This window comes from Streptomyces sp. HSG2, assembly GCF_016598575.1.
Lineage (GTDB): Bacteria > Actinomycetota > Actinomycetes > Streptomycetales > Streptomycetaceae > Streptomyces.
Window position 1 is genome coordinate 1,155,688 of sequence record NZ_CP066801.1, and the last position, 24,157, is coordinate 1,179,844.

22 protein-coding genes and 1 riboswitch are annotated in these 24,157 nt (G+C 71.0%); of the genes, 7 read left to right on the forward strand and 15 right to left on the reverse strand.

Going from position 1 to position 24,157, the window contains the following annotated elements; translation table 11 throughout:
- Window positions 1–59 precede the first annotated feature (59 nt).
- Both JEK78_RS04515 and JEK78_RS04520 read left to right on the forward strand, forming a co-directional pair.
- Entirely contained in the window at window positions 60–1,139 is a 1,080-nt protein-coding gene (locus tag JEK78_RS04515) for an adenosine deaminase (protein ID WP_242483264.1), read from the forward strand.
- Entirely contained in the window at window positions 1,136–1,846 is a 711-nt protein-coding gene (locus JEK78_RS04520; RefSeq protein ID WP_200262804.1) for a glycerophosphodiester phosphodiesterase, read from the forward strand. The genes JEK78_RS04515 and JEK78_RS04520 overlap by 4 nt, the downstream gene beginning before the upstream one ends.
- Here JEK78_RS04520 and sph read toward each other — a convergent pair.
- Together sph and JEK78_RS04530 are read right to left on the reverse strand one after the other, a co-directional pair.
- On the reverse strand, window positions 1,819–2,805 hold the full coding sequence (gene sph / locus JEK78_RS04525; protein WP_242483265.1) for a sphingomyelin phosphodiesterase: 987 nt from the start codon (window positions 2,803–2,805) through the stop codon (window positions 1,819–1,821). The genes JEK78_RS04520 and sph overlap by 28 nt on opposite strands.
- A gap of 234 nt (window positions 2,806–3,039) precedes the next feature.
- Entirely contained in the window at window positions 3,040–4,479 is a 1,440-nt protein-coding gene (locus JEK78_RS04530) for a gamma-aminobutyraldehyde dehydrogenase (protein ID WP_200262805.1), read from the reverse strand.
- Between the two features lie 473 nt (window positions 4,480–4,952).
- Here JEK78_RS04530 and JEK78_RS04535 point away from each other — a divergent pair, with 473 nt between their 5' ends.
- From JEK78_RS04535 to JEK78_RS04545, 3 genes are all read left to right on the forward strand, one after another.
- Window positions 4,953–5,738, forward strand: coding sequence for an ATP-binding cassette domain-containing protein (locus JEK78_RS04535; RefSeq protein ID WP_200262806.1), 786 nt, complete (start codon window positions 4,953–4,955; stop codon window positions 5,736–5,738).
- Window positions 5,720–7,114: a hypothetical protein gene (locus JEK78_RS04540; protein WP_200262807.1), complete on the forward strand. Its 1,395-nt coding sequence runs from the start codon at window positions 5,720–5,722 to the stop codon at window positions 7,112–7,114. Before JEK78_RS04535 ends, JEK78_RS04540 begins: the two co-directional genes overlap by 19 nt.
- Window positions 7,115–7,224: 110 nt before the next feature.
- Window positions 7,225–7,632, forward strand: a complete 408-nt coding sequence (locus JEK78_RS04545; RefSeq protein ID WP_200263993.1) for a VOC family protein — start codon at window positions 7,225–7,227, stop codon at window positions 7,630–7,632.
- 488 nt (window positions 7,633–8,120) lie between these two features.
- On the opposite strand, the gene JEK78_RS04550 is transcribed toward JEK78_RS04545, so the two are convergent.
- The 4 genes from JEK78_RS04550 to JEK78_RS04565 all read right to left on the reverse strand — a co-directional run bounded on the left by JEK78_RS04550 (window position 8,121) and on the right by JEK78_RS04565 (window position 12,398).
- On the reverse strand, window positions 8,121–9,524 hold the full coding sequence (locus JEK78_RS04550) for an NAD(P)-binding domain-containing protein (protein WP_200262808.1): 1,404 nt from the start codon (window positions 9,522–9,524) through the stop codon (window positions 8,121–8,123).
- 401 nt (window positions 9,525–9,925) lie between these two features.
- Window positions 9,926–10,984, reverse strand: a complete 1,059-nt coding sequence (locus JEK78_RS04555; RefSeq protein ID WP_200262809.1) for an ArsO family NAD(P)H-dependent flavin-containing monooxygenase — start codon at window positions 10,982–10,984, stop codon at window positions 9,926–9,928.
- A complete protein-coding gene (gene arsB, locus JEK78_RS04560) occupies window positions 10,981–12,093 on the reverse strand; it encodes an ACR3 family arsenite efflux transporter (RefSeq protein WP_200262810.1) in 1,113 nt (370 codons plus the stop codon). The genes JEK78_RS04555 and arsB overlap by 4 nt, the downstream gene beginning before the upstream one ends.
- Window positions 12,090–12,398: a metalloregulator ArsR/SmtB family transcription factor gene (locus JEK78_RS04565; RefSeq protein WP_200262811.1), complete on the reverse strand. Its 309-nt coding sequence runs from the start codon at window positions 12,396–12,398 to the stop codon at window positions 12,090–12,092. Before JEK78_RS04565 ends, arsB begins: the two co-directional genes overlap by 4 nt.
- A gap of 95 nt (window positions 12,399–12,493) precedes the next feature.
- Here JEK78_RS04565 and JEK78_RS04570 point away from each other — a divergent pair, with 95 nt between their 5' ends.
- Window positions 12,494–12,916, forward strand: a complete 423-nt coding sequence (locus JEK78_RS04570) for an arsenate reductase ArsC (protein ID WP_200262812.1) — start codon at window positions 12,494–12,496, stop codon at window positions 12,914–12,916.
- Window positions 12,913–13,887 carry a thioredoxin-disulfide reductase gene (gene trxB, locus JEK78_RS04575; RefSeq protein ID WP_200262813.1) on the forward strand — a complete coding sequence of 325 codons (975 nt, stop codon included), beginning with the start codon at window positions 12,913–12,915 and terminating at the stop codon, window positions 13,885–13,887. The genes JEK78_RS04570 and trxB overlap by 4 nt, the downstream gene beginning before the upstream one ends.
- A gap of 234 nt (window positions 13,888–14,121) precedes the next feature.
- On the opposite strand, the gene JEK78_RS04580 is transcribed toward trxB, so the two are convergent.
- From JEK78_RS04580 to rpsB, 9 genes are all read right to left on the reverse strand, one after another.
- Window positions 14,122–15,207, reverse strand: coding sequence for an ABC transporter ATP-binding protein (locus tag JEK78_RS04580; protein ID WP_200262814.1), 1,086 nt, complete (start codon window positions 15,205–15,207; stop codon window positions 14,122–14,124).
- Window position 15,208: 1 nt separating this feature from the next.
- Window positions 15,209–16,897 carry an iron ABC transporter permease gene (locus tag JEK78_RS04585; protein ID WP_200262815.1) on the reverse strand — a complete coding sequence of 563 codons (1,689 nt, stop codon included), beginning with the start codon at window positions 16,895–16,897 and terminating at the stop codon, window positions 15,209–15,211.
- Window positions 16,861–17,952 (reverse strand): thiamine ABC transporter substrate-binding protein, encoded by a 1,092-nt coding sequence (locus tag JEK78_RS04590; RefSeq protein WP_242483266.1) that lies wholly within the window; start codon window positions 17,950–17,952, stop codon window positions 16,861–16,863. The genes JEK78_RS04585 and JEK78_RS04590 overlap by 37 nt, the downstream gene beginning before the upstream one ends.
- Window positions 17,953–18,027: 75 nt before the next feature.
- A riboswitch (TPP riboswitch) is annotated at window positions 18,028–18,133 on the reverse strand.
- Between the two features lie 53 nt (window positions 18,134–18,186).
- The gene (rlmN, locus tag JEK78_RS04595; protein WP_200262816.1) at window positions 18,187–19,293 is read right to left on the reverse strand and encodes a 23S rRNA (adenine(2503)-C(2))-methyltransferase RlmN; all 1,107 of its coding nucleotides are present in this window, start codon (window positions 19,291–19,293) and stop codon (window positions 18,187–18,189) included.
- Window positions 19,294–19,478: 185 nt separating this feature from the next.
- Window positions 19,479–20,570 carry a phosphatidate cytidylyltransferase gene (locus JEK78_RS04600; protein WP_200262817.1) on the reverse strand — a complete coding sequence of 364 codons (1,092 nt, stop codon included), beginning with the start codon at window positions 20,568–20,570 and terminating at the stop codon, window positions 19,479–19,481.
- Entirely contained in the window at window positions 20,570–21,127 is a 558-nt protein-coding gene (gene frr / locus JEK78_RS04605) for a ribosome recycling factor (protein ID WP_200262818.1), read from the reverse strand. Before frr ends, JEK78_RS04600 begins: the two co-directional genes overlap by 1 nt.
- 139 nt (window positions 21,128–21,266) lie before the next feature.
- Window positions 21,267–22,025, reverse strand: coding sequence for a UMP kinase (gene pyrH / locus JEK78_RS04610; protein ID WP_200262819.1), 759 nt, complete (start codon window positions 22,023–22,025; stop codon window positions 21,267–21,269).
- 188 nt (window positions 22,026–22,213) lie between these two features.
- Window positions 22,214–23,050 (reverse strand): translation elongation factor Ts, encoded by an 837-nt coding sequence (gene tsf / locus JEK78_RS04615; RefSeq protein ID WP_200262820.1) that lies wholly within the window; start codon window positions 23,048–23,050, stop codon window positions 22,214–22,216.
- Between the two features lie 161 nt (window positions 23,051–23,211).
- Entirely contained in the window at window positions 23,212–24,078 is an 867-nt protein-coding gene (gene rpsB / locus JEK78_RS04620; RefSeq protein ID WP_200262821.1) for a 30S ribosomal protein S2, read from the reverse strand.
- Window positions 24,079–24,157 lie beyond the last annotated feature (79 nt).

The window sequence follows — 24,157 nt, forward strand, 5'->3', positions numbered from 1 at the left end:
CGATCGTCCCGGCACCGCGACACCGGACCGGGCGCGGGTGCCACAGCCGGGGAGGACCCTTGACCGACCGACTCGCCGTCCCCCCGCCGCGGCCCGGACTCCGAGCGTTCGTCGCCGGTCTGCCCAAGGCCGAACTCCACGTCCACCACGTCGGCTCCGCCTCTCCTCGGATCATCGCCGAGCTCGCCGCCCGCCACCCGGCCTCCGGGGTGCCGAAGGACCCCGAGGCGCTCGCGGAGTACTTCACCTTCACCGACTTCGCCGACTTCGTCCGCGCCTACCTGTCCGTGGTCGATCTGATCCGCACCCCCGAGGACGTCCGGACGCTGACCCACGAGGTGGCCCGGGACCTGGCCCGACAGGAGGTGCGCTACGCGGAGCTGACCGTCACCCCGTTCTCCTCCGTCCGGCGCGGAATCGACGACCGGGCCTTCATGGACGCGATCGAAGACGCCCGGAAGGCGGCCGAGGCGGAGTTCGGGGTGCTGCTGCGCTGGTGCTTCGACATCCCCGGGGACCTGGGCGAGGAGGGCGCGCGGGAGACGCTCCGGCTCGCCACCGACGACCGAGTCCGGCCCGAGGGGCTGGTCTCCTTCGGCCTCGGTGGCCGCGAGGTCGGAATCCCCCGGGCCCGATTCAAGCCGTACTTCGACCGGGCCCGCGCGGCCGGACTGCGCTCGGTGCCGCACGCCGGCGAGACCTCCGGCCCGGAGTCGGTGTGGGAGGCGCTGCTCGACCTCGGGGCGGATCGCGTCGGCCACGGGATCGGCGCCGCCAGGGACCCGAAGCTCCTCGCGCACCTGGCGGAGCACCGCGTCACCCTGGAAGTGTGCCCGACCTCGAACCTGGCCACCGGAGCCGTCGGCAGCCTGGCGGAACACCCGCTCGGCGAACTCGTGCGAGCGGGCGTACCGGTGACGGTGAACTCGGACGACCCGCCCATGTTCGGCACCGACCTCGCGAACGAGTACGCCATCGCGGCCGAGCTGCTGGACCTCGACGAGAACGGCCTCGCCTCGCTGGCCCGCGACGCGGTCGAGGCCTCCTTCCTGGAGCCGGCGGACAAGGCCCGCATCGCGGGCGAGATCGACGCCTACACCACGAGGTGGCTCTCCGGGAAGGAGGCACCGGCGCCTTGACCAGGGCGGTGGGTCACCGCGGCGACCCGTACCGACGCCGCGAGAACACGCTCGCGTCCCTGCGCTCGGCGTGGCGGAGCGACGCGGACGCCGCCGAGGTCGACGTCCGGCTGACCCGGGACCGGGTCCCGGTCCTGCTCCACGACGCGACGCTCCAACGCCTCTGGGGACGAGACCGCCCGTTGGCATCGCTGTCGTCGGCCGAGGTACGCGAGCTGACCGCCGGCCGGGTGCCGACGCTCGAGGAGGCCCTGGCCGCGACCGAGGGGCGGCGTCTTCTGCTCGACCTCCCCGGCGCGCCCGACGACGCCGCGGTCCGACGGATCGTCGAGGTCGTCCGCTCGCAGGGGGCGTCCGACCGGGTCGAGTACTGCGCGGGCGCCCCTGCCATGCTCGCCGTGCGCGCCGTGGACGCCCGCGCCGAGATCGCCCTGACCTGGACCTCCTCCGCACCGCCCCGCCCGGCTCTGATGGACGCGGTGCGCCCACGTTGGCTCAACTACGCCTTCGCGTTGGTGGACGGGCCGTTGGTCGAGCGAATCCACCACGACGGCCGTCTGGTGTCCGTGTGGACCCCGGACACCGGACGCTCCATGCGGCGGCTGACGGACGCCGGTGTCGACTCGATCACCACGAACCGCGTGGACGTGCTCCGCGCCCTCCTCGAACGGGGCCCGCGTCAGCCGGCGGAGCCGACCACCGGGTAGTGGTCGGAGAGGTCGGTGTACGTGTACCTCTTGCCCCAGCTGCTCACGGTCCACGGCTCGGTCTCCGCCTTGACCACGTCGTTCTTCCACACCGGGGGACGGGCGTGTCCGGCTCGGTGCAGGACGTGATCGAGGTCCTCGCGGGGATCGTCCGGGTAGCGGTACCGGGCGATGGAGTTGTCCTGGGTGTCGAAGGAGTACGGGTGTCCGGTTCTCGTGTCCGCGTCCACCAATCCGGCGTCGGCGAGCATCGAGGGGTACTCGGCACCGTGCCTGTCCACGTTGAGATCTCCGGCGACCAGGACCTGTTCGTCGGCGGGGATCCGCTTGGCGTCCAGGAAGGCGTCGAGAGCCCGGAATTGGCGAGCGCGAGTGCGCGCCGCCTCCCCCGCGGCGCAACCGGGGTCGGTGGACTGGGCGTGGGTGCCGACGACGTGGACCCGGCGGCCGTTCACGTCGAGGACGACGTACGCGAAGCCCTTGTTCGACCACCAGTCGGCTCCGCAGGCGTCCTCGTACACCCACTGTTCGCGGCGGAGGATCGGCCACTTGCTGACGATGGCGACGCCTCCGTCCTCGGGGGTGAGGACGGAGTAGGACCCGCCGGTGGCGTCCCAACCGCTCTTGGAGCGCCCGACGACCGGGGTCTGGTGCGGGTAGCGGTCGGACAGGGCCGCTTTCAACGCGTCCGCGGAGGAGTTGTCGAACAGTTCCTGGAACACCACCACGTCGTTTTGGGAGGCGAAGGACGCCTTCGCGATGGCCGCGACACGGTGGTCCTGGCCCCAGTTCGGGTACAGGGTCTCGCTGAAGAGAAAGGCGTTGTACGAGAGGACCCGCATCGGGGACTCCTCCTCGACGGCCGAGGCAGCGGGCGTCGAGGCCGCCGCCGATACGGCGGCGAGGGTCGTCACGAGTGCCGCGGCGCGGCGGGAACGGCGTGGGAACGAGGGCGTCACGAGGTCTCCCCGGGGACGGTGTGGCCGGACACAGGGCGTGCGCCGGCCATCAAACCACCGTCGAGTACGCCGGCGTGACCCCCCTGCGGGCAGGAGTTGTCCGTCGGACGTACGGGAAGCGACGGGCACCCCGCCTCGGCCCCGGACCGGCGACCCCCGCCGCCGGCCGCCCACCGGAAGCCCCGCCGTGTCGCTTCCGGGTCCCGGGAGCGCCGACTCCCGGGACCCGGACCGTCAGACGTCCAACGACGTCATCACGTGCTTGACGCGGGTGTAGTCGTCGAAGCCGTACGCGGAGAGGTCCTTGCCGTAGCCGGACTTCTTGAAGCCCCCGTGGGGCATCTCGGCGACGAGCGGGATGTGGGTATTGATCCACACGCAGCCGAAGTCGAGTCGGCGGGACATCCGCATGGCGCGTCCGTGGTCCCTGGTCCAGACCGAGGAGGCCAGGGCGTACTCGACGCCGTTGGCCCACTCGACCGCCTGGTCCTCGTCGCGGAAGGCCTGCACGGTGATCACCGGACCGAACACCTCCTGCTGGACGATCTCGTCGTCCTGGCGCAGGCCGGACACGACGGTGGGGGCGTAGAAGTAGCCCGTCTCGCCGACACGATGTCCGCCGGCCTCGACCTTGGCGTGGGCGGGCAGTCGGTCCACGAAGCCCGCCACCCGGCGGAGCTGTTCCGGGTTGTTCAGCGGACCGTAGAGGACGTCCTCGTCGTCCGGCCGGCCGGTCCTGGTCTCGGCCGCGGCCTTGGCCAGAGCGGAGACGAACTCGTCGTGGATCGCTTCGTGCACGAGGACGCGGGTGGCCGCCGTGCAGTCCTGGCCGGCGTTGAAGAAGCCGGCGACGGAGATGTCCTCGACGGCCTTGGGGATGTCGGTGTCCTCGAACACCACGACCGGTGCCTTGCCTCCCAGCTCCAGGTGGACGCGCTTGAGGTCCTTGGAGGCGGACTCGGCGACCGACATGCCGGCGCGCACGGAGCCCGTGATGGACGCCATCGCCGGTGTCTCGTGCTCGACCATCAGACGGCCGGTGTCACGGTCGCCGCAGACCACGTTGAAGACGCCGGGGGGAACGACCGAGCCGATGATGTCGGCGATCAGGACCGTCGAGGCGGGCGTGGTGTCCGAGGGCTTCAGGACGACCGTGTTGCCGGCCGCGAGCGCGGGAGCGAACTTCCAGACGGCCATCATCATCGGGTAGTTCCAGGGCGCGACCTGGGCGCACACGCCGATCGGCTCGCGGCGCACCATGGAGGTCAGGCCCTCCATGTACTCGCCGGCGCTACGGCCTTCGAGCATGCGCGCCGCGCCCGCGAAGAAGCGGATCTGGTCGACCATGGGAGGGATCTCCTCGGTACGGGTCAGCCCGGTGGGCTTGCCCGTGTTCTCCACCTCTGCGGCGATCAGCTCCTCGGCACGCTCCTCGAAGGCGTCGGCGATCTTCAGCAGCGCCTTCTGACGCTCCGCCGGAGTGGTGTCGCGCCAACCGGGGAACGCCTTGGCCGCGGCCTCCATCGCGGCGTCCACGTCGGCCACGCCGGACAGCGGCGCCGTCGCGTACGCCTCGCCGGTGACAGGGTTGACCACCTCGGTGGTCCGTCCGTCCGCGGCGTCCCGGAACTCACCGCCGATGTAGTTGCGCAGACGACGAAGTTCGGTGCTCACTGCCGGGCCTCCAAGGTCGGGTGTCCACTCTGCGAGACACCCAGCCTAGTACCGTGTCCGCTTCCGGTGACGGTCAGCCTCGGCCGGCGTCGATATGACGGTGTGCCGATCCTCCGGATCTCCTGAAGGACGAGGCCCCCGGGCCCGGCGGATCGTCCACCACGTGCCCGGCTCGTCCGTCTCCCGGCAGGTCCGGGCGGCGCGAGCGCCGGGTCGCCGAAATCCTCCTACACCTCTCGGGGCCCTGGGCGGTTTCGCCCGAGGACCGGTCGAGTGGTCAGGCGAGGCCCGGTCGAGTGGACCCCGTTCCCCGGACGGCGCGGCGCCGTCCGTCCCTCGAACCGGCCCTGCCTAGCGTGCCGGTTGACCGCATCGGACGCGCTGTCCCGATCGGCGCCGCCTCCCCTCCGGCGGGAGGGGCCCCGCGCGGGGGACGGCACGTCGGCCACCGATCAGAACCGAGGTGTACGCCCATGGTGGACCCACCCGACGACGACCTGCTCCGGGCGCGGTCCCTGCACTTCCGTCACGACGACGGCGACTGGGCCCTGCGGGGGGTGTCCGTCGGTCTCCGACGGCACGAGATCGTCGCGGTGGTCGGACCACGCGGCAGCGGCAAGACGACTCTCCTGGGCTGTCTGGCCGGTCTGCTCCGCCCCGGTCGGGGAGAGATCCGGTTCGGCGGCGCTCTCCCGCGCACCCGGGGTCGGCTCTCCCGAGCACGGCTCCGAGGACGACACCTCGCCTGGATCGACTCCGACACGGAGCTGACCCCCGGGTTGGACGTCCGGGAGAACACGGCCCTGCCCCTCATGCTGCGGGGAGCCACCCGTCGCCAGGCGGAGACGGTCGCCCTCGAATGGCTGGAACGCATGGACGTCGGGGCTTCGGCCCGCCGCCACCCGTGGGAGCTCCGGCCCGCCGAGCGCAGTCGCGTCCGTGTCGCGCGCGCTCTGGCAACCGCGCCCACGGTGCTGTTCGCCGACGATCCGACCCGACCGCCGCACGGTGCGGACGCCCACGAGCGGGCCGACGCGGTCGTGGTGGCGCGTTCGCTCACGACCGCCGCCCGCGGCCACGGGATCACCGTCGTACTCGCCACCGACGACCCGCGGGTGGCCGCGCTCGCGGACCGCACCGTGGCCCTGCTCGACGGCCGGCGCGTGCGGACCGTGCACCTGCCTCCGCTCGCCGGGACGAACGCGGCCTCACCGGCCGCCGGCACGGAAGGCCGAGCGGCGTGCTCCCTCTCCGCCTGACCCTCGGCGCGCGCTGGGGCGCCCACGTGCGGAGGCTGTCCGTCGTGGCGGCGTCGGCGGGCACCGGCTTCCTGTTGCTGAGCACCCTCGGACACGCGCTCGGGCATCCCGGGACACCGGGTGCCTCGGCCCTCCGGCTCGCCTGGTGCGCCGCCCCCCTCGCCGCGACCGTGCAGTTCGCCGTCGCCGTCGCCCGTGCCGACCCCGGCGGCCGGCGCCGCTCCGGGGCGTCGGCCGCCGGGTCTCGACCGGATGGACCGGCAGCGATCTCGGCGACCGCCACCGCCGTTTCCTGCGTCCTCGGCTCCCTGTCGGCCCTGGCCCTCTTCCTCCACCTGTCCGGCGACACTCCGGGGGTGTACCTCGACGACGGGGCTCCGGGCGGTATCACGGGCGGGCAGGCGCTGCCGATGCCGGCGGCGCTGACCCTCCTGGCCCTGGTCCCCCTGATCTCGACGGTGGCGGTGGCACTCTCGCCGAGAGCCGCCTCGAGCCTCCCCCGGCGCGCCGACGCAGAGGGCGGGGGCGGGCCGGGGGGACACCGTCGACACGGCCGGTTCGGAGCCTACGGACTCGCGTCCCGGGAGACCTTCGGCGCCTACGGGCGGTTCGGTGCCCGCCGGCCCGCACCGGGGAGCCGGGTGGGCGCGAGCACGGCCGAACCCCCGGCGCCCGAAGGACGGTCCGCCCCGGCGACGCGATCCGCCGACGCGACGAGCGCGTCATCGGAGTCGGCGCCGCCGGTCTCGGTCTCCGACCGCGGCCAGGATCTCGACCGCGGCGCTGTCGACCGGCCCCCGGGCTCCCTGCCGTGGGGTGCCGCCCTCGTCGCGGCGGGTATCGCGGTGGAGAGCCAGGGCGGCGCGGCCTCCGGTGTCCCCGACACTCCCGCCGCCGGCGTTCTGGCCGGCTGGGCGCTGACCGCCGTGGGGTTGGCCTTGGCGGGGCCCGGTCTGACCCACCTGTGCGGGCGGCTGTTGAGCGCGGGGCGTCCGGGCGCGATGCGCCTGCTCGCCGGCCGGGGACTGACCGAGGAGGCGGCTCGGATCGGTCGTCCGCTCGGTGTGGTCTGCGCGGTGGCCTCGGCGGGTTTCGCCGCCGCTGCCTGGTACGGCGCCGACGGTCCCCGTTTCGGACCTCTGAGCACCCTGGGCGCTTCCCTGGTGGCGGGTTGCGCGATGGCATCGTTGCTGACCGCCGCGGTCGAGGCCAAACACGCCCGGGCCGGGAGTACGGAGGCTCTCCTGCGGTTGGGAGCCCCCCCTGGCGTGCTCCGGGGTTCCGTGGCGCTCCGGGCCGCCGCGTTGGCGGCGGTGTTCGGCCCGCTGACGCTGGTCGTGGCGGACCTGGCGGCGGGGCCGTTGGCCGGCCGCTGACAAGTCCGTCGGAGCGTTTTCGTGGGACCGACGAGTTTCGCGGGGCCCGTGAGTCCTATAGGAGACGGCGCGGCAAGGCGCCGTGGAATCGACCACCGATGGGGGAACCCGTGTACCAGCAGATGATCTTCGTGAACCTTCCCGTCGAGGACCTCGCCGCGGCGAAGGGCTTCTTCACCGAACTGGGCTACGCGATCGACGCGCGGTTCGGCGACGAGTCGACCGCCGCCGTGGTCGTCAGCGACACCATCGTGGTGATGCTGCTGACGCGTTCCCGCTACGCGGACTTCACGGACAAGCGGATCGCGGACGCCACCAGCACCAGCGAGGTGTTGATCGCGCTGAGCGCGGAGAGCCGCTCGCACGTCGACGCGCTGGTCGAGCGTGCCGTGGCAGCCGGTGGCACCGCCTCCGAGAAGGTCCAGGACCTGGGCTTCATGTACGGCCGTTCGTTCGACGATCTCGACGGGCACACCTGGGAGATCATGTGGATGGACCCCGCCGCCCTGGATCGCTGATCCGGACCGCCGGCGCGTGTCACGACGCAGCACGGTTGGCAAATGAGCACGCTTGTTGGCGAACAACGCTGATGTCGCTCTGTGGTTGCTCTCCGAAATGATCAGTTGCGATCAACCACTGCGGGGCGGCGTTCGAGCTGGTCGTCCGGTGCGGTGAATCCGAACCGTCCCCCAGGTGCGTTCCGACGCGTGCGTCCTGGACGAGCTGATGTCGCCGTACGGGAGCCTGGACGAGGCCCGTACACGGTTGGGCGATGCGGGACAACCGGGCGAGTCGCTGGACGGCTGCGTGGCAGATCAACGGGTTGGAGGTCGTCTGGCCGGTCCGGGATCCGGGTTCGGTGCCGGTGCTGTCGTCGAAGCCGGTCCGCGGTTTCACCTGGAGGACGAATCAGTGGCATCGTCCCGGGCCGGAGTGCTGGTCTCCCGGGGGCGGAAGCACGGCTACGAATCGCCGGTGAGCCAGGTGTACTGCCCTGTGAGGTCGGTCATGAGCCGCAGCAGCCGCCCGCCGCTGCCTCCTCGGCAGCCGCCGCGCCGACCGTGGCGGGAGCGCCGAGCTGGACGAACCGCGGCGCGGGCGCGCAGCAGCCACCGTCGGCCTCAGCGGTGTCGGAGGTGTCGAACAGACCGGCACCGCCGCAGACTCCGGTCTCGGGCAGGGTCAGTTCCACGCGGTCGGCGGACTCGAAGTCGCCGGCGATCGCCGCGGCGACGGAGCGGACCTGCTCGTAGCCGGTCATCGCGAGGAACGTCGGGGCGCGGCCGTAGGACTTCATGCCGACCAGGTACACGCCCTGTTCGGGGTGGGAGAGCTCGCGGTGGCCGTGGGGGTAGACGGTGCCGCAGGAGTGCTGGTTGGGGTCGATCAGCGGCGCGAGCTCGACCGGTGCCTGGAGGCGCTCGTCCAGTCCGAGGCGCAGCTCGTCGAGGAAGGACAGGTCGGGGCGGAAGCCGGTCAGCACGATGACCTCGTCTACCGGGTCCAGGCGGCGGCCGTCCTCGCCGACCAGGACCAGGCGAGCGTCGGTGTCGCGCTCGATCGCCTCGGTGCGGAAGCCGGTGACCGCGTCGGCGTGGCCCTCGTCGACGGCGGCCTTGGCCGCCAGGCCCAGGGCGCCGCGGGCGGGGAGCTGGTCGGCTTCGCCGCCGCCGAAGGTGGAGCCGGAGATGCCGCGGCGCAGGATCCACACGCCCTTCGTGCCCGAGCCGTCGTCGGACTTGGCGAGGTCGGCGAGGTAGGCGAGAGCGGTGAACGCGGAGGCGCCGGAGCCGATGACGGCGGTGCGCTTGCCCGCGTACCGGGCTCGGACGTCCGGGTCCTTCAGGTCCGGGACGCGGTAGGTGATCCGGTCCGCCGCGGCCTTCTCGCCGAGCGCGGGCAGTCCGCTGCCGCCGGCCGGGGACGGCATGGCCCATGTGCCGGAGGCGTCGATGACGGCGCGGGCGAGGAGGCGCTCCTCACGGCCGTCGGTGTGGGCGACGTGCAGGACGAACGGCTGGGCCTCGCGGTCGGCGTCCACGATCCGGTCCCGACCGGTGCGGGAGACGCCGGTGACGCGCGCGCCGGTGCGGACGCGGCCGCCGAGGACGTCGGCGAGCGGCTGCAGGTAGGACTCCACCCAGTCGCCGCCAGAGGGGTACGCGGCCGGGTCCGGCCTCGTCCATCCGGTGGGGGCAAGGAGCTTCTCGGCGGCGGGATCGACGACCTCGCCCCAGGTGGAGAACAGGCGCACGTGCGACCACTCGCGCACCGCGGCGCCGGCGGTGGGCCCTGCTTCCATGACGAGGGGTTCGATGCCCTGGTCGATGAGGTGGGCGGCGGCGGCCAGGCCGACGGGTCCGGCCCCGATCACGACGACGGGCAGCTCGGTGGTGGCGGGCGCGGTCACGGCGACTCCTCGCTTGTTTCGACATCTGTCGATGGCTTGCGCGGCCCAGCATGGCACCTACGCCGATGAGCGTCAACATAGACATTCGTCGAAATCCTGGTTCGCTGATGGAGCGGGCCTGGCCATTCTCGGGGTGGCGCTGCTGCGGTTCGTCGGGGTGATCGGGCGCCGTGTCGGCGCGGGCATCATGCAGTTCCGGCTCCAGGCGACGTACCACCGCAGGGTCGCTCACGGCCTTGACCAGGACAGGTCCCCGGATCCGCGAGCGCGGTGATCGTGCCGCTGGCGCCGGAGCGTGCGGGGCGGGTGCTCGCCTACCAAGCCGGGATCGACCCGCCATCACGGCGCCTGGCGCGACGTCGTCCTCCTCGAACGTCGCAGCCCCGCCATCACGTGGCCGGTCACGCCAGGCCGGCGATCTCGCGGGCGGCATCGCGGGCGGTGCGGCCGACGCCGATGAGGGTGGCCGAGGCCGGGCTGGTCCAGTCACCGTAGCCGAGCAGGTGCAGCCGCGGCTCGCCCACAGCCCGGGTTCCGTCGGTGGGGATGTGCCCGCGCGGACCCCGCAGGTTCAGCGGGGCAAGGTGGGCCAGTGCCGGGCGGAAGCCGGTGCACCAGACCACCACGTCCGCGCTGCTCTGGCTGCCGTCAGCCCACCGGACACCGGTTGCCGTGAGCTGGGCGAACATCGGCCTCGCGGTCAGGAGCCCGGCGTCGCGGGCCGCGCGGACGGGCGGCACGGCCACGATGTCGCCGAGCGAGGCGACCCCGCCGGTGTCGGTGCGGCCGGCGTCCAGGGCACGGCGGCGGGCGGTGGCGACATCGAACAGAGCCCGGCCGTCGATGTCGTCCGGCAGGAAACGGGGCGGGCGCCGGGTCACCCACGTCACTTCGACGTCGCCATCCAGGGCGAGGTCCGCGGCGATCTGCGCGCCGGAATTCCCGCCGCCGACCACGACGACACGCTGCCCGGCGAAGTCGGCCGGACGGCGGTAGTTCACCGTGTGCGGCTGCCGGCCGGTGAAGACGGACCGGCCGGGGACGGCGGGCAGGAACGGCCGCGACCAGGTGCCGGTGGCGCTGATGACCGCACGGGCCCGCCAGGTGCCGGCATCCGCCTCGACCAGGAGCCGGTCACCGTCCCGGCGTACGGCGTCCACGCGAGTGCCTTGCTGAACGGGCAGGTCGTAGCGCTTCTCGTAGTCGGCGAGGTACTCCACCACGTGCCCGGCGCCCGGGTAGGTCTCACCCGCCTGGGCGGGCATGAGCCGTCCGGGCAGGGAAGAGTGCTCGGCCGGGGAGAACAGGTGCAGAGAGTCCCACATGTGCTGCCATGCCCCGCCCGGCGCCGCATCGGCGTCCAGGATCACCAAGCCGAGGCCGCGCCGACGCAGGTGGTAGCCGGCGGCGAGCCCTGCCTGGCCGCCGCCGACCACCACCACATCCGTCTGCCGGGTCACGGGGCCGTCGTCACCGCGCCCGGGGCGAACTTCCGTCGCCAGGCGAGCGCGACGTAGACCAGGCCGATCAGCACCGGGACTTCGATGAGCGGGCCGACGACGCCGGACAGAGCCTGGCCGGAGGTGACGCCGAAGGTTGCGATGGCAACCGCGATGGCCAGCTCGAAGTTGTTGCCCGCCGCGGTGAACGCCAGGGTCGTGGTGCGGTCGTAGGCCAGACCCAGGCCCTTGCCGAGGAGGAACGCGCCGAAGAACATGACCGCGAAGTACACCAGCAGCGGCAGCGCGATTCGGACCACGTCCAGTGGCTGCGACGTGATCGTCTTCCCCTGCAGCGCGAACAGGACGACGATCGTGAACAGCAGCCCGTACAGCGCCCAAGGGCCGATCTTCGGCAGGAACTTCCGCTCGTAGTCGGCGCGGCCCAGCTTCTGCTCGCCGACGCGGCGGGTCAGGAAGCCGGCCAGCAGTGGGATGCCGAGGAAGATGATCACGTTCAGTGCGATGTGCCAGACCGAGACGTCCAGGCCCTGGCCGTCGCCGAGGTTCATCCACCGGGGGAGCAGGTCGAGGTAGAACCAGCCCAGCAGTCCGAACGCGAGGACCTGGAAAACCGAGTTGAGGGCGACGAGGACGGCCGCGGCCTCACGGTCGCCGCAGGCGAGGTCGTTCCAGATGATGACCATGGCGATACAGCGGGCCAGACCGACGATGATCAGGCCGGTGCGGTACTCGGGCAGGTCCGGCAGGAAGGTCCACGCCAGTGCGAACATGACCGCCGGGCCGACGATCCAGTTGATGATCAGCGAGGAGACCATCAGCTTCTTGTCGCCGGTCACTCGGTCGAGCCGGTCGTAGCGGACCTTAGCGAGGACCGGGTACATCATCACGAGCAGGCCGAGGGCGATCGGGAGGGAGATCCCGCCGACCTCGATCTTCGCGAGCGCGTCGTTCATCCCCGGGACGATCCGGCCCAGCCCCAGGCCGACGGCCATGGCCATCAGGATCCACACCGCGAGGTAGCGGTCGAGGGTGGAGAGCTTCTTGACGATCGAGTCGTCCGTACCGCCAGTCGGAGCCGGGGAGGTGGTGGGCTCGGTGGAGGTCACGGGCAGGCCCTCTTGTTCTCGGCGGCGGTGAGGGCGGAGGCGGCGAGTTCGGCGAACTGTTCGGATAGGCCGGCCAGGACCTCGGGCTTGAGCTTGTAGTAGGTGAAACGGCCGCACGGCTCGGTCTCCACGATCCCGGCCTCGCGCAGCACCTTCATGTGGTTGGACAGGTTGGTCTGCTTGGCGCCGGTCTCCTCGACCAGGTGCGTCGTGCAGAGCGTCTCGCGCGCGAGCAGGGTCACGATCTGAAGGCGGAGCGGATCGCCCAGCACTCGGATCACATCAGGATCGACTGAAGTCAGCATGTGCTGATACTCTCACATCATCACTCGCTGATACCAGCGGGGGCTGAAGTCATTGGCGGCTGGGTTCCGCCATGCGACGAGAGAGAACGATCACCATGGCCGACAAGCCGTCCGTCCTGTTCGTCTGCGTCCACAACGCCGGCCGCTCCCAGATGGCCGCCGCGTGGCTGACTCACCTGGCCGGTGACCGCGTCGAGGTCCGCTCCGCCGGCTCCGACCCGGGCGACCAGGTCAACCCGGCGGCCGTCGCCGCGATGGCCGAGGTCGGCATCGACATCTCCCAGGAGACGCCGAAGATCCTCACCATCGACGCGGTCGGCGAGTCCGACGTGTGCATCACCATGGGCTGCGGTGACACCTGTCCCGTCTTCCCCGGCAAGCGCTACCTGGACTGGAAGCTGGAGGACCCGGCCGGCCGGGGCGTCGAAGCCGTACGCCCGATCCGCGACGAGATCAAGACCCTGGTGGAGGGCCTGATCGCCGAGATCGCCCCGGCGAATCCGGAGGCGACGGCGTGAGCGAGATACGCGAGGTCGTCATCATCGGCTCCGGCCCCGCCGGATACACCGCCGCCCTCTACACCGCCCGCGCCCAGCTCAGTCCCCTGCTGTTCGGCAGCAGCATCTTCGTCGGCGGGCCGCTGACCACCACGACCGAGGTCGAGAACTTCCCCGGCTTCCCCGAGGGCGTCGACGGCCCCGTCCTGATGGAGAACATGCGGGCTCAGGCCGAGAGGTTCGGCGCCGAGATGATCGACGACGACATCGTCGAGGTGGACCTCGCCGGCGACATCAAGCTTCTCACCGACTCCGCGGGCACCGTCCATCGCGCGAAGACGGTGATCGTCGCGACCGGCTCCGGCTACCGCAAGCTCGGCCTCCCCAATGAGGACGAGCTGTCCGGCCGCGGGGTGTCCTGGTGCGCGACCTGCGACGGGGCCTTCTTCCGTGACCGCGACATCGTCGTAGTCGGCGGCGGCGACACCGCCATGGAAGAAGCCACCTTCCTGACCCGCTTCGCCCGCTCGGTCACCGTCGTCCACCGCCGCTCCACCCTGCGCGCCTCGAAGGCGATGCAGGACCGGGCCTTCGCCGACGACAAGATCTCCTTCGCCTTCGACAGCGAGATCGCCCAGACCAAGGAGGCGAACGGCGTGCTCGGCGGCGTCGTCCTGCGCGACGTCTTCACCGGCGCCACCCGCGACCTGGACGTTACGGGCCTGTTCATCGCCATCGGCCACGACCCGCGCACCGAGCTGTTCAAGGGACAGCTGGACCTCGACGACGAGGGCTACGTCAAGGTGGACTCCCCGTCGACGCGTACGAGTCTGCCCGGGGTGTTCGCCGCCGGCGATGTCGTCGACCACACCTACCGCCAGGCCATCACCGCCGCCGGCACCGGTGCGGCCGCGGCGCTGGACGCCGAGCGCCACCTCGCCGCCCATGGCACGGCCGAGACCGAACCGGAGACCGCTGTCGTCCCGGCCTGAGCGCACTCGCGGGTGGGCCGCTCCGAGAGTCCGGGCGGCCCTGGTGCTGTTCCGGCATCAGGCATCATCGGCAGAAAGCGCGATCGCGCTCGGCAGCCACGGCTTGCCGACCATCCCGCCGCGTCCTGCCGACTGCGCAGCGACACACCCGTCCGACCAGGGACCCTGCGCCGCTGTTGCCCACGAAGCTGCGTGGTCACAGCACGGCCCGCGCCGCCGAGGAGGCGCGTCGCCTCACTCGAGCACGACGGTGTCGGCGGCGTCGAACTCCACCCGCACGTCCTCCCCCGGGTCGGGTGCGGAGCGCAGGGGGCATGCCGCCTCCAGCAAGGGCCCCCGGTCGGGGCGGAGGCGAACGGCGACACGACTGCCCTGGAAGGTCCGGCCGACGACCAGGCAGCGCAGGCCGGGGCCGTCGGCGAGCACACGGACCCCTTCGGGGCGCACCAACACCGTCCGGTCCCCCTGGGCGGAGCCCCCGGGGACCGGGATCTCCCCCCAGGGGGTGTCCGCCACCCGCCCGGTGACCGTGCCCGGGACCACGTTGTCGAATCCGAGGAACCGGGCCACGAATTCGTCGGCGGGACGCCGCCAGACGTCCAAGGGGGTCCCGGTCTGGACGATCCGGCCGTCGCGCATCACCACGACCCGGTCCGCGAGCGCGAATGCCTCTCCCTGATCGTGGGTGACGGCGAGCACGGTGGTGCCGAGGCGTCCGAACACTTCGCGGAGTTCGACCACCAGCCGCTCACGCAGGGAGCGGTCGAGTTGCCCGAGCGGCTCGTCCAGCATCAGCAGGCGAGGTCGCGGCGCGAGAGCGCGTGCCAACGCCACGCGCTGCTGCTCACCGCCGGAGAGGGCGGATACCGCCCGATCACCCGCGTCCGGCAGACCGACCAGGTCGAGCAACTCCGCGACGCGGTCGCGCTGCTCGGCTCTTCCCGCACCCTGTGCCCGAAGGCCGAAGGCGATGTTCCCGGCCACGTTGCGTTGAGGGAAGAGCTGATGGTCCTGGAACATAAGGCCCACTCCACGCCGGTGCGCCGGCACCGACGTCTGGTCTCGGCCGTCGAGCAGGACCCGCCCGGCGTCCAGGGGGCGCAGTCCCGCCACGGCCCTCAGCAGGGTGGACTTGCCACTGCCGCTCGGTCCCAGCAGACAGACCAGCTCGTGCTCGGCCACCGCCAGGTCGACTGCGTCGAGCGCCGTTCGCCCGCCGAAACGCACGGTGGCCCCTTCCAGGGTCAGCAGCCCGGCAGGACCGGGCGAGGCCCCGTTCACCGGTCTCGGATCGGGCCGGCTCGACAGGTCGGACGACATCTCAGAACTCCCCGGTCCGGTCGGTACGCAGCCGCTCCAGCAACAACAGCGCCACAGCACAAACGATCATGAGTATCGTCGACAGGGCCATGGCCTGGCCGTAGTTCGTCTCCCCCGGCCTGCCCAGCAATCGTGCCACGGCCACCGGGAGCGTGGGATCGTCGGGACGAGCGATGAACACGGTCGCTCCGAACTCCCCGAGCGACACCGCGAAGGCGAACCCGGCGGCGACCAGCAGCGCCCTTCGGACCAACGGCAGGTCGATCTCCCGCCACACCCGCCAGGGCGTCGCTCCGAGCACGGCCGCCGCCTCTCGGAGCCGGGTGTCCACGGCACGCAGCACCGGCACCATGATCCGCACCACGAACGGCACCCCGACCAGGGCCTGGGCCAAAGGCACCAGCATCCACGACGACCGCAGGTCGAGCGGCGGCTCGTCCAAGGCGATCAGGAAACCGAACCCGACGGTCACCGCCGAGATCCCGAGCGGCAGCATCAGCAGCGCGTCGAGGCCACGCACCCATCGGCCGGCCTCCCGGCGGGCCAGGGCGGCGGCGGCGAGACCCCCGATCGACACCGCGAGGGCGGTGGCGACGGCGGCGAAGCGCAGGGAGTTGCCCACCGCCTCGATGGGGGGCACGAGGAAGGCACCGCCGTCCTCGCGGGTCAGGGCCCGGTAATAGCCCCACGCGGGGGCCCGCAAGGAGCGCCGCACCAGCACTCCGAGCGGCAGCAGTATCAGGGCGACCACGGTGGCCAGGACGGAGACCAGCAGAGCCCATTGCCCGACGCCTCGGGGGCGACTCGCGGTGACCGCCGCGTCCACGAGGGTCAGGGCGGTCTCCCGGCGGCGGACGGTCGCCGCGTGGACGGCGAGGATCGAGGCGACCGCGGCGAACTGCACCAGAGTCAGGACGGCGGCGGTCGTCAGGTCGAACGCCTGGGAGGTCTGACGGTAGATCTCCACCTCCAACGTGGCGAAGGTGGGACCGCCGAGGATCTGCACGACCCCGAAGGAGGTGAAGGTGAACAGGAAGACCATGAGCGAGGCGGCGCCGACGGCGGGCGCGAGCGCGGGGAGCGTGATCGTGCGCCAGGCCCGGCTGCGCGAGGCCCCCAGCATCCTGGCGGCCTCCTCCTGCCGAGGGTCCAGTTGGGACCAGAGACCACCGACCGTGCGGACGACGACGGCGTAGTTGAAGAACACGTGTGCCAAGAGGATCGCCCAGACCGTCGTGTCCAGCCGCACTCCCCACAGATCGTCCAGGAGACCTCCCCGACCGACGAGGGCGAGGAACGCCGTGCCGACGACCACGGTGGGAAGGACGAAGGGAATGGTGACCACCGCCCGCAGCAGCCGCTTGCCGGGGAAGTCCAGGCGGGCGAACACGTACGCGCCGGGCAGGGCGATCAACAGCGTGAGCGCCGTGGAGGCCGACGCCTGCCAGGTGGTGAACCAGAGCACACCCCGGATTCCGGGATCGGCGACGACCTCCCCGATCCGGCCCAACTCCCAGAAGCCCTCGGGGCGCAGTCCCCGCGCGACGATGGCGGCCACCGGATAGGCGAAGAACACCCCGAAGAACAGCACGGGGAGGATCATCAGCGCCAGGCGTGCGCGGTCCCCCCGTGACCGCCGACCGTCCGTCGCGGCTACCTGAGGACCAGCGACGTCCACGACTTGACCCATGCGTCGCGGTGCTCGGCGATCTCCTCCGGATCCATGGTCCGGGGGTTCGCGACCGGAGGACCGTGCTCGGCGAACGCCTCGGGTATCCGAGCGTCCTCCCGGACCGGGTACACGAACATGTTCAGTGGCATGTCCTCCTGGAAGGTCCGCCCCACGAGGAAGTCGAGGAGAGCCTTGCCGCCCTCGGGGTTCGCCGCGTTGGCCAGCAGTCCCGCGTACTCGATCTGTCGGAAGCAGGTGCCCGTCGCGACTCCGGTGGGGGCCGTGTCCGGCTGCGGGTCGGCGAAGATCACCTCGGCGGGCGGAGAGGAGGCGTAGGAGACCACGAGCGGGCGCTCTCCACCGGCCTGACGCCCTCCGGCGGAACCGGAGAACTCCTCGTTGTAGGCCTGTTCCCAGCCGTCCACGACTTTCACGCCGTTGTCGCGCAGCTTCTCCCAGTAGTCCGACCATCCGGTCTCGCCGTATTCGGCGGCCGTCGCCAGGAGGAAGCCCAGCCCCGGGGAGGAGGTGGCCGCGTTCTCGGTGACGAGGAGATCCTTGTACTCGGGATCGACCAGGTCGTCGAGGGTGTCGGGCGGCGGCGTCCCGCGTTCGTCGAAGTAGGCCTTGTCGTAGTTGACGCAGACGTCCCCGGTGTCGACGGGCGTCACGCGACGCTCCTCCTCGTCGACGCGGTACTCGGGCAGCACCCGGTCGATCCCCTCGGCCTCGTACGACTGGAACAGGCCGTTCTCCAGGGCTCTGGACAACAGCGTGTTGTCGACCCCGAAGAAGACGTCGCCCTGGGGGTTGTCCTTGGTCAGGATCGCCTTGTTCACGGCCTGCCCGGCGTCGCCGTCCTCCAGGACGCGCAAGCGGTATCCGGAGGTCTTCTCGAACTCGGCGACCACGTCGTCGGATACCGCCCACGAGCCGTGGCTCACGAGCGTGACGGTCGACCGCTGGCCGTCCGCCTCGTCGGCGGCGTCTCCGGACGCGCCACAGGCGACCAGCCCGCAGGCCATGCCGAGTGCGCCGAGCGCCGCGACCCATCGCTTGTCGGTGTTCCCCACTGCTTCCTCCCGGGTGACCAGGAGAAGACGCGGCCCCGCCCGGCACCCACGACGGGTCCGGGTGGGACGCAACAGCTCGAGCGGTGACCGATCTCCCTACCCAGAATGACCTGGGCCAGGTTCGGAGGGTCTGCGGCCGATGCCGCACTCTCAGCGCTGTGGCGCTCCCCTGTCGGAATATGAAGATGGTCGGACGGGTGACCCGTCCGCCGAGGTGCCCTCGGACCGGCCACCCTACCTCTCGGTCGCGGCCAGCTGACCACAGGCCCCGTCGATCTCCTGCCCTCGGGTGTCACGGATCGTCACCGGCACCCCATGGGCGGCGACGGCCTCGACGAACGCCTTCTCGTCCTCGGGACGGGACGCGGTCCAGCGGGAACCCGGCGTCGGGTTGAGCGGGATCAGGTTGACGTGCACCGGTCTTCCCTTGAGTAGCCGGCCCAGGCGGTCGCCCCGCCACGCCTGGTCGTTGACGTCCCGGATCAGCGCGTACTCGATCGACAGCCGCCGTCCGGACCTCGCGCCGTAGGCGAAGCCCGCGTCCAGCACCTCGCGCACCCTCCACCGGGTGTTCACGGGGACGAGGGTGTCGCGCAACTCGTCGTCGGGCGCGTGGAGCGAGATCGCCAGCCGGCAGGTGAGACCCTCGTCGGCGAAGCGGTGGATCGCGGGAACCAGGCCCACCGTCGAGACCGTGATGCCACGCTGGGACAGCCCGAGGCCATCCGGTTCCCGGTCGGTGAGCCGCCGGATCGCGCCGACGACGCGCGAGTAGTTGGCGAGTGGCTCGCCCATGCCCATGAAGACGATGTTGGACAGTCGCGCGGGCCCCCCGGGCACCTCGCCGTCCCGCAGGGCGCGCACCCCGTCGACGATCTGGTGGACGATCTCCGCGGTGGAGAGGTTGCGGTCCAGACCGGCCTGACCGGTGGCGCAGAACGGGCAGTTCATGCCACACCCCGCCTGCGAGCTGACGCACATGGTGACCCGGTCGGGGTAGCGCATCAACACGGACTCCACCAAGGTCCCGTCGAACAGACGCCAGAGGGTCTTGCGCGTGGTGCCCGCGTCGGTGGACAGATGGCGGACCACCGTCATCAGTTCGGGCAGCAAGGCCTCACGCAGCCGCGCACGCGAACCGGCCGGGATGTCGGTCCACCGCTCCGGCTCGGGCGCGTAGCGCGCGAAGTAGTGTCGCGACAGCTGCTTGGCGCGGAACGGCTTCTCGCCGAGGGCGGCGACCGCCTCCCCACGCTCGGCGGGCGACAGGTCGGCGAGGTGCCGCGGCGGCTTCTTGGCTCCGCGGGGGGCGACGAATGTGAGCTCTCCGGGCTTGGGCATGGTCGTACCAGTGTCGCAGATCCCCACCGATGCACCGGACGGGTCCCGGGTGCCCTCCGCGACGGCGCCGACGCACCCCACGGCGGCCTATTCGTCACGCCCCGGGGGCAGGCACCCTGAAGAGCCACGAGGCCGCTGCCGGTGTTCGGTGACGGCACACGGGACGAGCCGACCTCTCGGCGCGGTCAGCCGCCGACGAAGATCACCAGGAGCAGCCACACCACCGGCGCCGTCGGGAGCAGGGAGTCGAGCCGGTCCATGATGCCGCCGTGCCCGGGCAGCAGCGAGCCCATGTCCTTGATGCCGAGGTCCCTCTTGATCATCGATTCGCAGAGATCACCGAGAGTGGCGCTGACCGCGACCGCCAGGCCCAGGACCAACCCCTGCCACCAGCGGCCCCCGTCGATCAGGAACTGCGTGCACAGTGCCCCGACCACCATCGCGAAGGCCACCGCGCCCAGCAGCCCCTCGCGGGTCTTGCCGGGGCTGATCCGGGGGGCCAGCTTGGTGGTGCCGAAGCGCCAGCCCACGGCGTATGCCCCGGTGTCGCTCACGACGGTGAGCAGCAGGAAGGTCAGGACCCTCCACGGTCCGTCCTCGGCGGTCAGCATCAACGCGACGAAGGTCGCGAGGAAAGGCACGTAGAAGGCGGCGAAGACACCGGCCGTGACGTCCCTCAGGTAATTCTCGGGAGGTTCGGTCATACGCCAGACGAAGACCGCAAGGGCCGTCAACGCCATGGCCACCCAGGCACCGTCGGCACCCCGGGCGTATCCGGCGACCACCATCGCCGCACCACCGACGGCCAGCGGCACCAACGGCACCCGAATGCCCCTGCGCTCCCGCAGGCGACGAGCCAGCTCCCACAGCCCGACCACCACCGCCGCCGCGATCACACCGACGAAGACGGCCTTCTGGACGAACAACGACACGATGATGACCGCACCGAGCCCGACGCCCACTCCTATCGCCGCGCCCAGGTCGCGCCCCGCGCTCTTCTTCTGCGGTGCCGGCTGGGACGGAGGCGCCGGGTTCGAGGCGTCGGGCATGGGCTCCGGATTCTGTCGGTCGCCCCGTCCGCCGTCCCGGCGCGCGTCGTACCCGGCGTCCTCGGGCACGCCGGGCACCACGGGCAGCGGGCGGGTGTGCTGAGCGCTGTGCGTAGGGTAAGCGGAATCCACCGGCGGCACCCCGGGGACATGGCCGGGGCGAGGCACCCGTTCGGCGGTCCCCACGTACCCGGTGCCCGTGGGTACGCCCCGGGAAGACTCGTCCATCAGACTTCGAGAAGCTCGGCTTCCTTGTGCTTCAGAAGCTCGTCGACCTGGGCGACGTACTTCGCCGTGGTGTCGTCGAGCTCCTTCTCCGCGCGGCGTCCCTCGTCCTCGCCGACGTCGCCGTCTTTGACCATCTTGTCGATGGCGTCCTTGGCCTTGCGACGGACGGACCTGATCGACACCTTCGCGTCCTCGCCCTTGCCCTTGGCGACCTTGATGTACTCGCGCCGCCTTTCCTCGGTGAGCTCCGGGAACACCACCCGGATGATGTTCCCGTCGTTGCTCGGGTTGACGCCGAGGTCGGAATCGCGGATCGCCTGCTCGATGTTGCGCAGCGCGCTCTTGTCGAAGGGCGTGACGACAGCCATCCGTGGTTCGGGGACCGAGAACGAGGCCAACTGATTGATCGGCGTCATCGCGCCGTAGTAATCGGCCACGATCTTGTTGAACATCGCCGGATGCGCCCGGCCCGTGCGGATCGCGGCGAAGTCCTCCTTGGCGACCAGGACGGCCTTCTCCATCTTCTCCTCGGCCTCGAGGAGGGTCTCTTCGATCACCACTTGCTCCTGCGTCTCTTGAGCGGGCCCGGCCGTCCTCGTGTCGTAACGGCGGCCGGCCGCGTCGCGTCTTGTTCCTGCACCGTTCCCGACCCGCGGGACATTGTCCATCCCCCGAATCGGCGCGGCGGTCTCCGGGTCAGTCCCGACCGCCCTGGTCACCCACCAGCGTGCCGATCTTCTCACCCTTGACGGCGCGCGCGATGTTGCCCTCCTTCAAGAGCTCGAAGACCACGATGGGAAGTCGGTTGTCACGACAGAGCGTGATCGCGGTGGCGTCGGCGACCTTGAGGTCGCGGGTGATGACCTCGCCGTAGCCCAGCGCGTCGAACCTCACGGCGTCCGGGTTGGCCTTCGGATCGGAGTCGTAGACACCGTCCACACCGTTCTTGCCCATGAGGAGCGCTTCGGCGTCGATCTCCAAGGCTCGCTGGGCCGCCGTGGTGTCGGTGGAGAAGTAGGGCATGCCCATGCCCGCGCCGAAGATGACCACGCGGCCCTTCTCCAGGTGACGGACGGCGCGGAGCGGGATGTACGGCTCCGCCACCTGCCCCATGGTGATCGCCGTCTGCACGCGGCAGTCCACGCCCTCCTTCTCCAGGAAGTCCTGGAGCGCCAGGCAGTTCATCACGGTGCCGAGCATGCCCATGTAGTCGGAGCGCGCCCGATCCATCCCCCGGACCTGCAGTTCAGCCCCTCGGAAGAAGTTGCCCCCGCCGATGACGATGGCGACCTGCGCCCCGTCCCTCACGACGGCCGCGATCTCACGGGCGATGGCGTGCACCACGTCGGGATCGACACCCAGGCCCCCGCCACCGGAGAACGCCTCTCCGGACAGCTTCAGCAGAAACCGGCCCCGGACCTTGCCGTCGTCGCTCTTCTCGCCCTTGGTGCTCATGGAGATCCCGCCTCTTCTGCGTGCTTCCCACATACGTGGAAGGCCATTGCCGGTGGGGTCGCGAACCCTTACGCGGCAATGGCCTCCTCGTCAATTCCGCTCTCGCCCGTGATGCGCGGGCACTCGACGGTGCCCGCGGACGGCCGCTGTCGACCCTACCCGGGTCGTGCCTCCGTCGCGGCGCGGACTCAGATGCCGACCTTGATGCGCGAGAAACGCTTCAAGGTGACACCGGCCTCGTCCAGCACCTTCTGCACGGACTTCTTGTTGTCCAGCGCGTACGGCTGGCCCAGGAGCGTGGCGTCCTTGAAGAACCCGTTGAGACGACCCTCGACGATCTTGGGGAGGGCGGCCTCGGGCTTGCCCTCGGCACGGGTGGTCTCCTCCGCGATTCGCCGCTCGGCCTCGACGACGTCCGCGGGGACGTCCTCCTTGGCCAGGTACTTCGGCGCGAAGGCGGCGATGTGCTGCGCGACGCCCTTGGCGACCTCGGCGTCGGGCTTGTCGAGCTCGACGAGGACGCCGATCTGCGGAGGCAGGTCGGGCATCGTGCGGTGCATGTAGGCGGCGACGTAGCCGTCGGCGAAGCGCGCGAAACGGTCCAGGACGATCTTCTCGCCGAGATTGGCGTTGGCCTCGTCGACGTAGGCCTGCACGGTCTTGCCGGGCTCGATCTCCGAGGCGAGCAGCGCCTCCAGGTCCGCCGGGCCGACCTTGGCGACGTGCTCGGCGATCGTCTTGGCCACGGCCTGGAACCTGTCGCCCTTGGCGACGAAGTCCGTCTCGCACTTCAGCTCGACGATGACACCGGAGGAGTTGTCCTCGGCGATGAGCGAGACGACGGCGCCGTTCTCGGCGGAGCGGCCCTCGCGCTTGGCCACGCCCTTCTGGCCCTTGATGCGAAGCGCCTCGACGGCCTTGTCGACGTTGCCCTCGGCCTCGTCCAGCGCCTTCTTGCAGTCCATCATGCCGGCGCCGGTGAGTTCACGGAGCTTCTTGACGTCGGCGGCGGTGTAGTTCGCCATGAGTCTGTGAATCCTTCTCGAGGGTCTTGCGGATCGAGGATCTGCGGGTGCCCGGGTCCGCGCGGGAACGCGAGGGCGGGCACACCGCTGACCGGCGATGCCCAGGCGGGAGGGCGCTGGTGCCGACCGCTCCCGCCTGGGTCATCCACGGATGAGAGGCGTCAGGCCTGCTCAGCCTCGGCGGCGGGGGTCTCGGCCGGCTTCTCGGTCTCGGCGGCCGGGGTCTCCACCTCGGCGACCTCCGGCTCGGCCTTCTTCTCGCCCTCCAGCAGGTCGCGCTCCCACTCGGCGAGCGGCTCGCCGGCGGCCTTCTCGCCCTTGCCCTCGCCGGCGGCGCCGGAACGGGCGATCAGGCCCTCGGCGACGGCGTCGGCGATCACACGGGTGAGGAGCGTGACCGAACGGATCGCGTCATCGTTGCCCGGGATCTTGTAGTCGACCTCGTCGGGGTCGCAGTTGGTGTCCAGGATGGCGACGACCGGGATGTTCAGCTTCCGGGCCTCGCCGACCGCGATGTGCTCCTTCTTGGTGTCCACGATCCAGACGGCGCTGGGCACCTTCTGCATCTCGCGGATACCACCGAGCGTCTTCTCCAGCTTGGCCTTCTCACGCGAGAGGACCAGCAGTTCCTTCTTGGTCAGGCCCGAGGCGGCCACGTCCTCGAAGTCGATCTGCTCAAGCTCCTTGAGGCGCTGCAGACGCTTGTAGACAGTGGAGAAGTTGGTGAGCATGCCGCCCAGCCAGCGCTGGTTGACGAACGGCATACCGACACGGGTGGCCTGCTCGGCGATGGCCTCCTGCGCCTGCTTCTTCGTGCCGACGAACATGACGGTGCCACCGTGGGCCACCGTCTCCTTGACGAACTCGTAGGCGCGGTCGATGTACGACAGCGACTGGAGCAGGTCGATGATGTAGATGCCGTTGCGCTCGGTGAAGATGAAGCGCTTCATCTTCGGGTTCCAACGGCGGGTCTGGTGACCGAAGTGGACGCCGCTCTCCAGCAGCTCCCGCATCGTGACGACGGCCATGGCCGTACTCTCCTCGTGTTGCTCGGTTGTGCCGCGGGGCCGGACGGCTCCCGCGCCTGACGCCCACGACGCGCCGTGC

What these genes read in the sequence shown, in the direction of transcription:
- JEK78_RS04535 (WP_200262806.1), top strand. Translation starts at nt 4,953, where the DNA reads ATGGTGGACCCACCCGACGACGACCTGCTCCGGGCGCGGTCCCTGCAC.
- JEK78_RS04565 (WP_200262811.1), bottom strand. Translation starts at nt 12,398, where the DNA reads ATGCTGACTTCAGTCGATCCTGATGTGATCCGAGTGCTGGGCGATCCG.
- JEK78_RS04570 (WP_200262812.1), top strand. Translation starts at nt 12,494, where the DNA reads ATGGCCGACAAGCCGTCCGTCCTGTTCGTCTGCGTCCACAACGCCGGC.
- JEK78_RS04580 (WP_200262814.1), bottom strand. Translation starts at nt 15,207, where the DNA reads ATGTCGTCCGACCTGTCGAGCCGGCCCGATCCGAGACCGGTGAACGGG.
- JEK78_RS04585 (WP_200262815.1), bottom strand. Translation starts at nt 16,897, where the DNA reads ATGGGTCAAGTCGTGGACGTCGCTGGTCCTCAGGTAGCCGCGACGGAC.
- rlmN (WP_200262816.1), bottom strand. Translation starts at nt 19,293, where the DNA reads ATGCCCAAGCCCGGAGAGCTCACATTCGTCGCCCCCCGCGGAGCCAAG.
- JEK78_RS04600 (WP_200262817.1), bottom strand. Translation starts at nt 20,570, where the DNA reads ATGGACGAGTCTTCCCGGGGCGTACCCACGGGCACCGGGTACGTGGGG.
- pyrH (WP_200262819.1), bottom strand. Translation starts at nt 22,025, where the DNA reads ATGAGCACCAAGGGCGAGAAGAGCGACGACGGCAAGGTCCGGGGCCGG.
- tsf (WP_200262820.1), bottom strand. Translation starts at nt 23,050, where the DNA reads ATGGCGAACTACACCGCCGCCGACGTCAAGAAGCTCCGTGAACTCACC.
- rpsB (WP_200262821.1), bottom strand. Translation starts at nt 24,078, where the DNA reads ATGGCCGTCGTCACGATGCGGGAGCTGCTGGAGAGCGGCGTCCACTTC.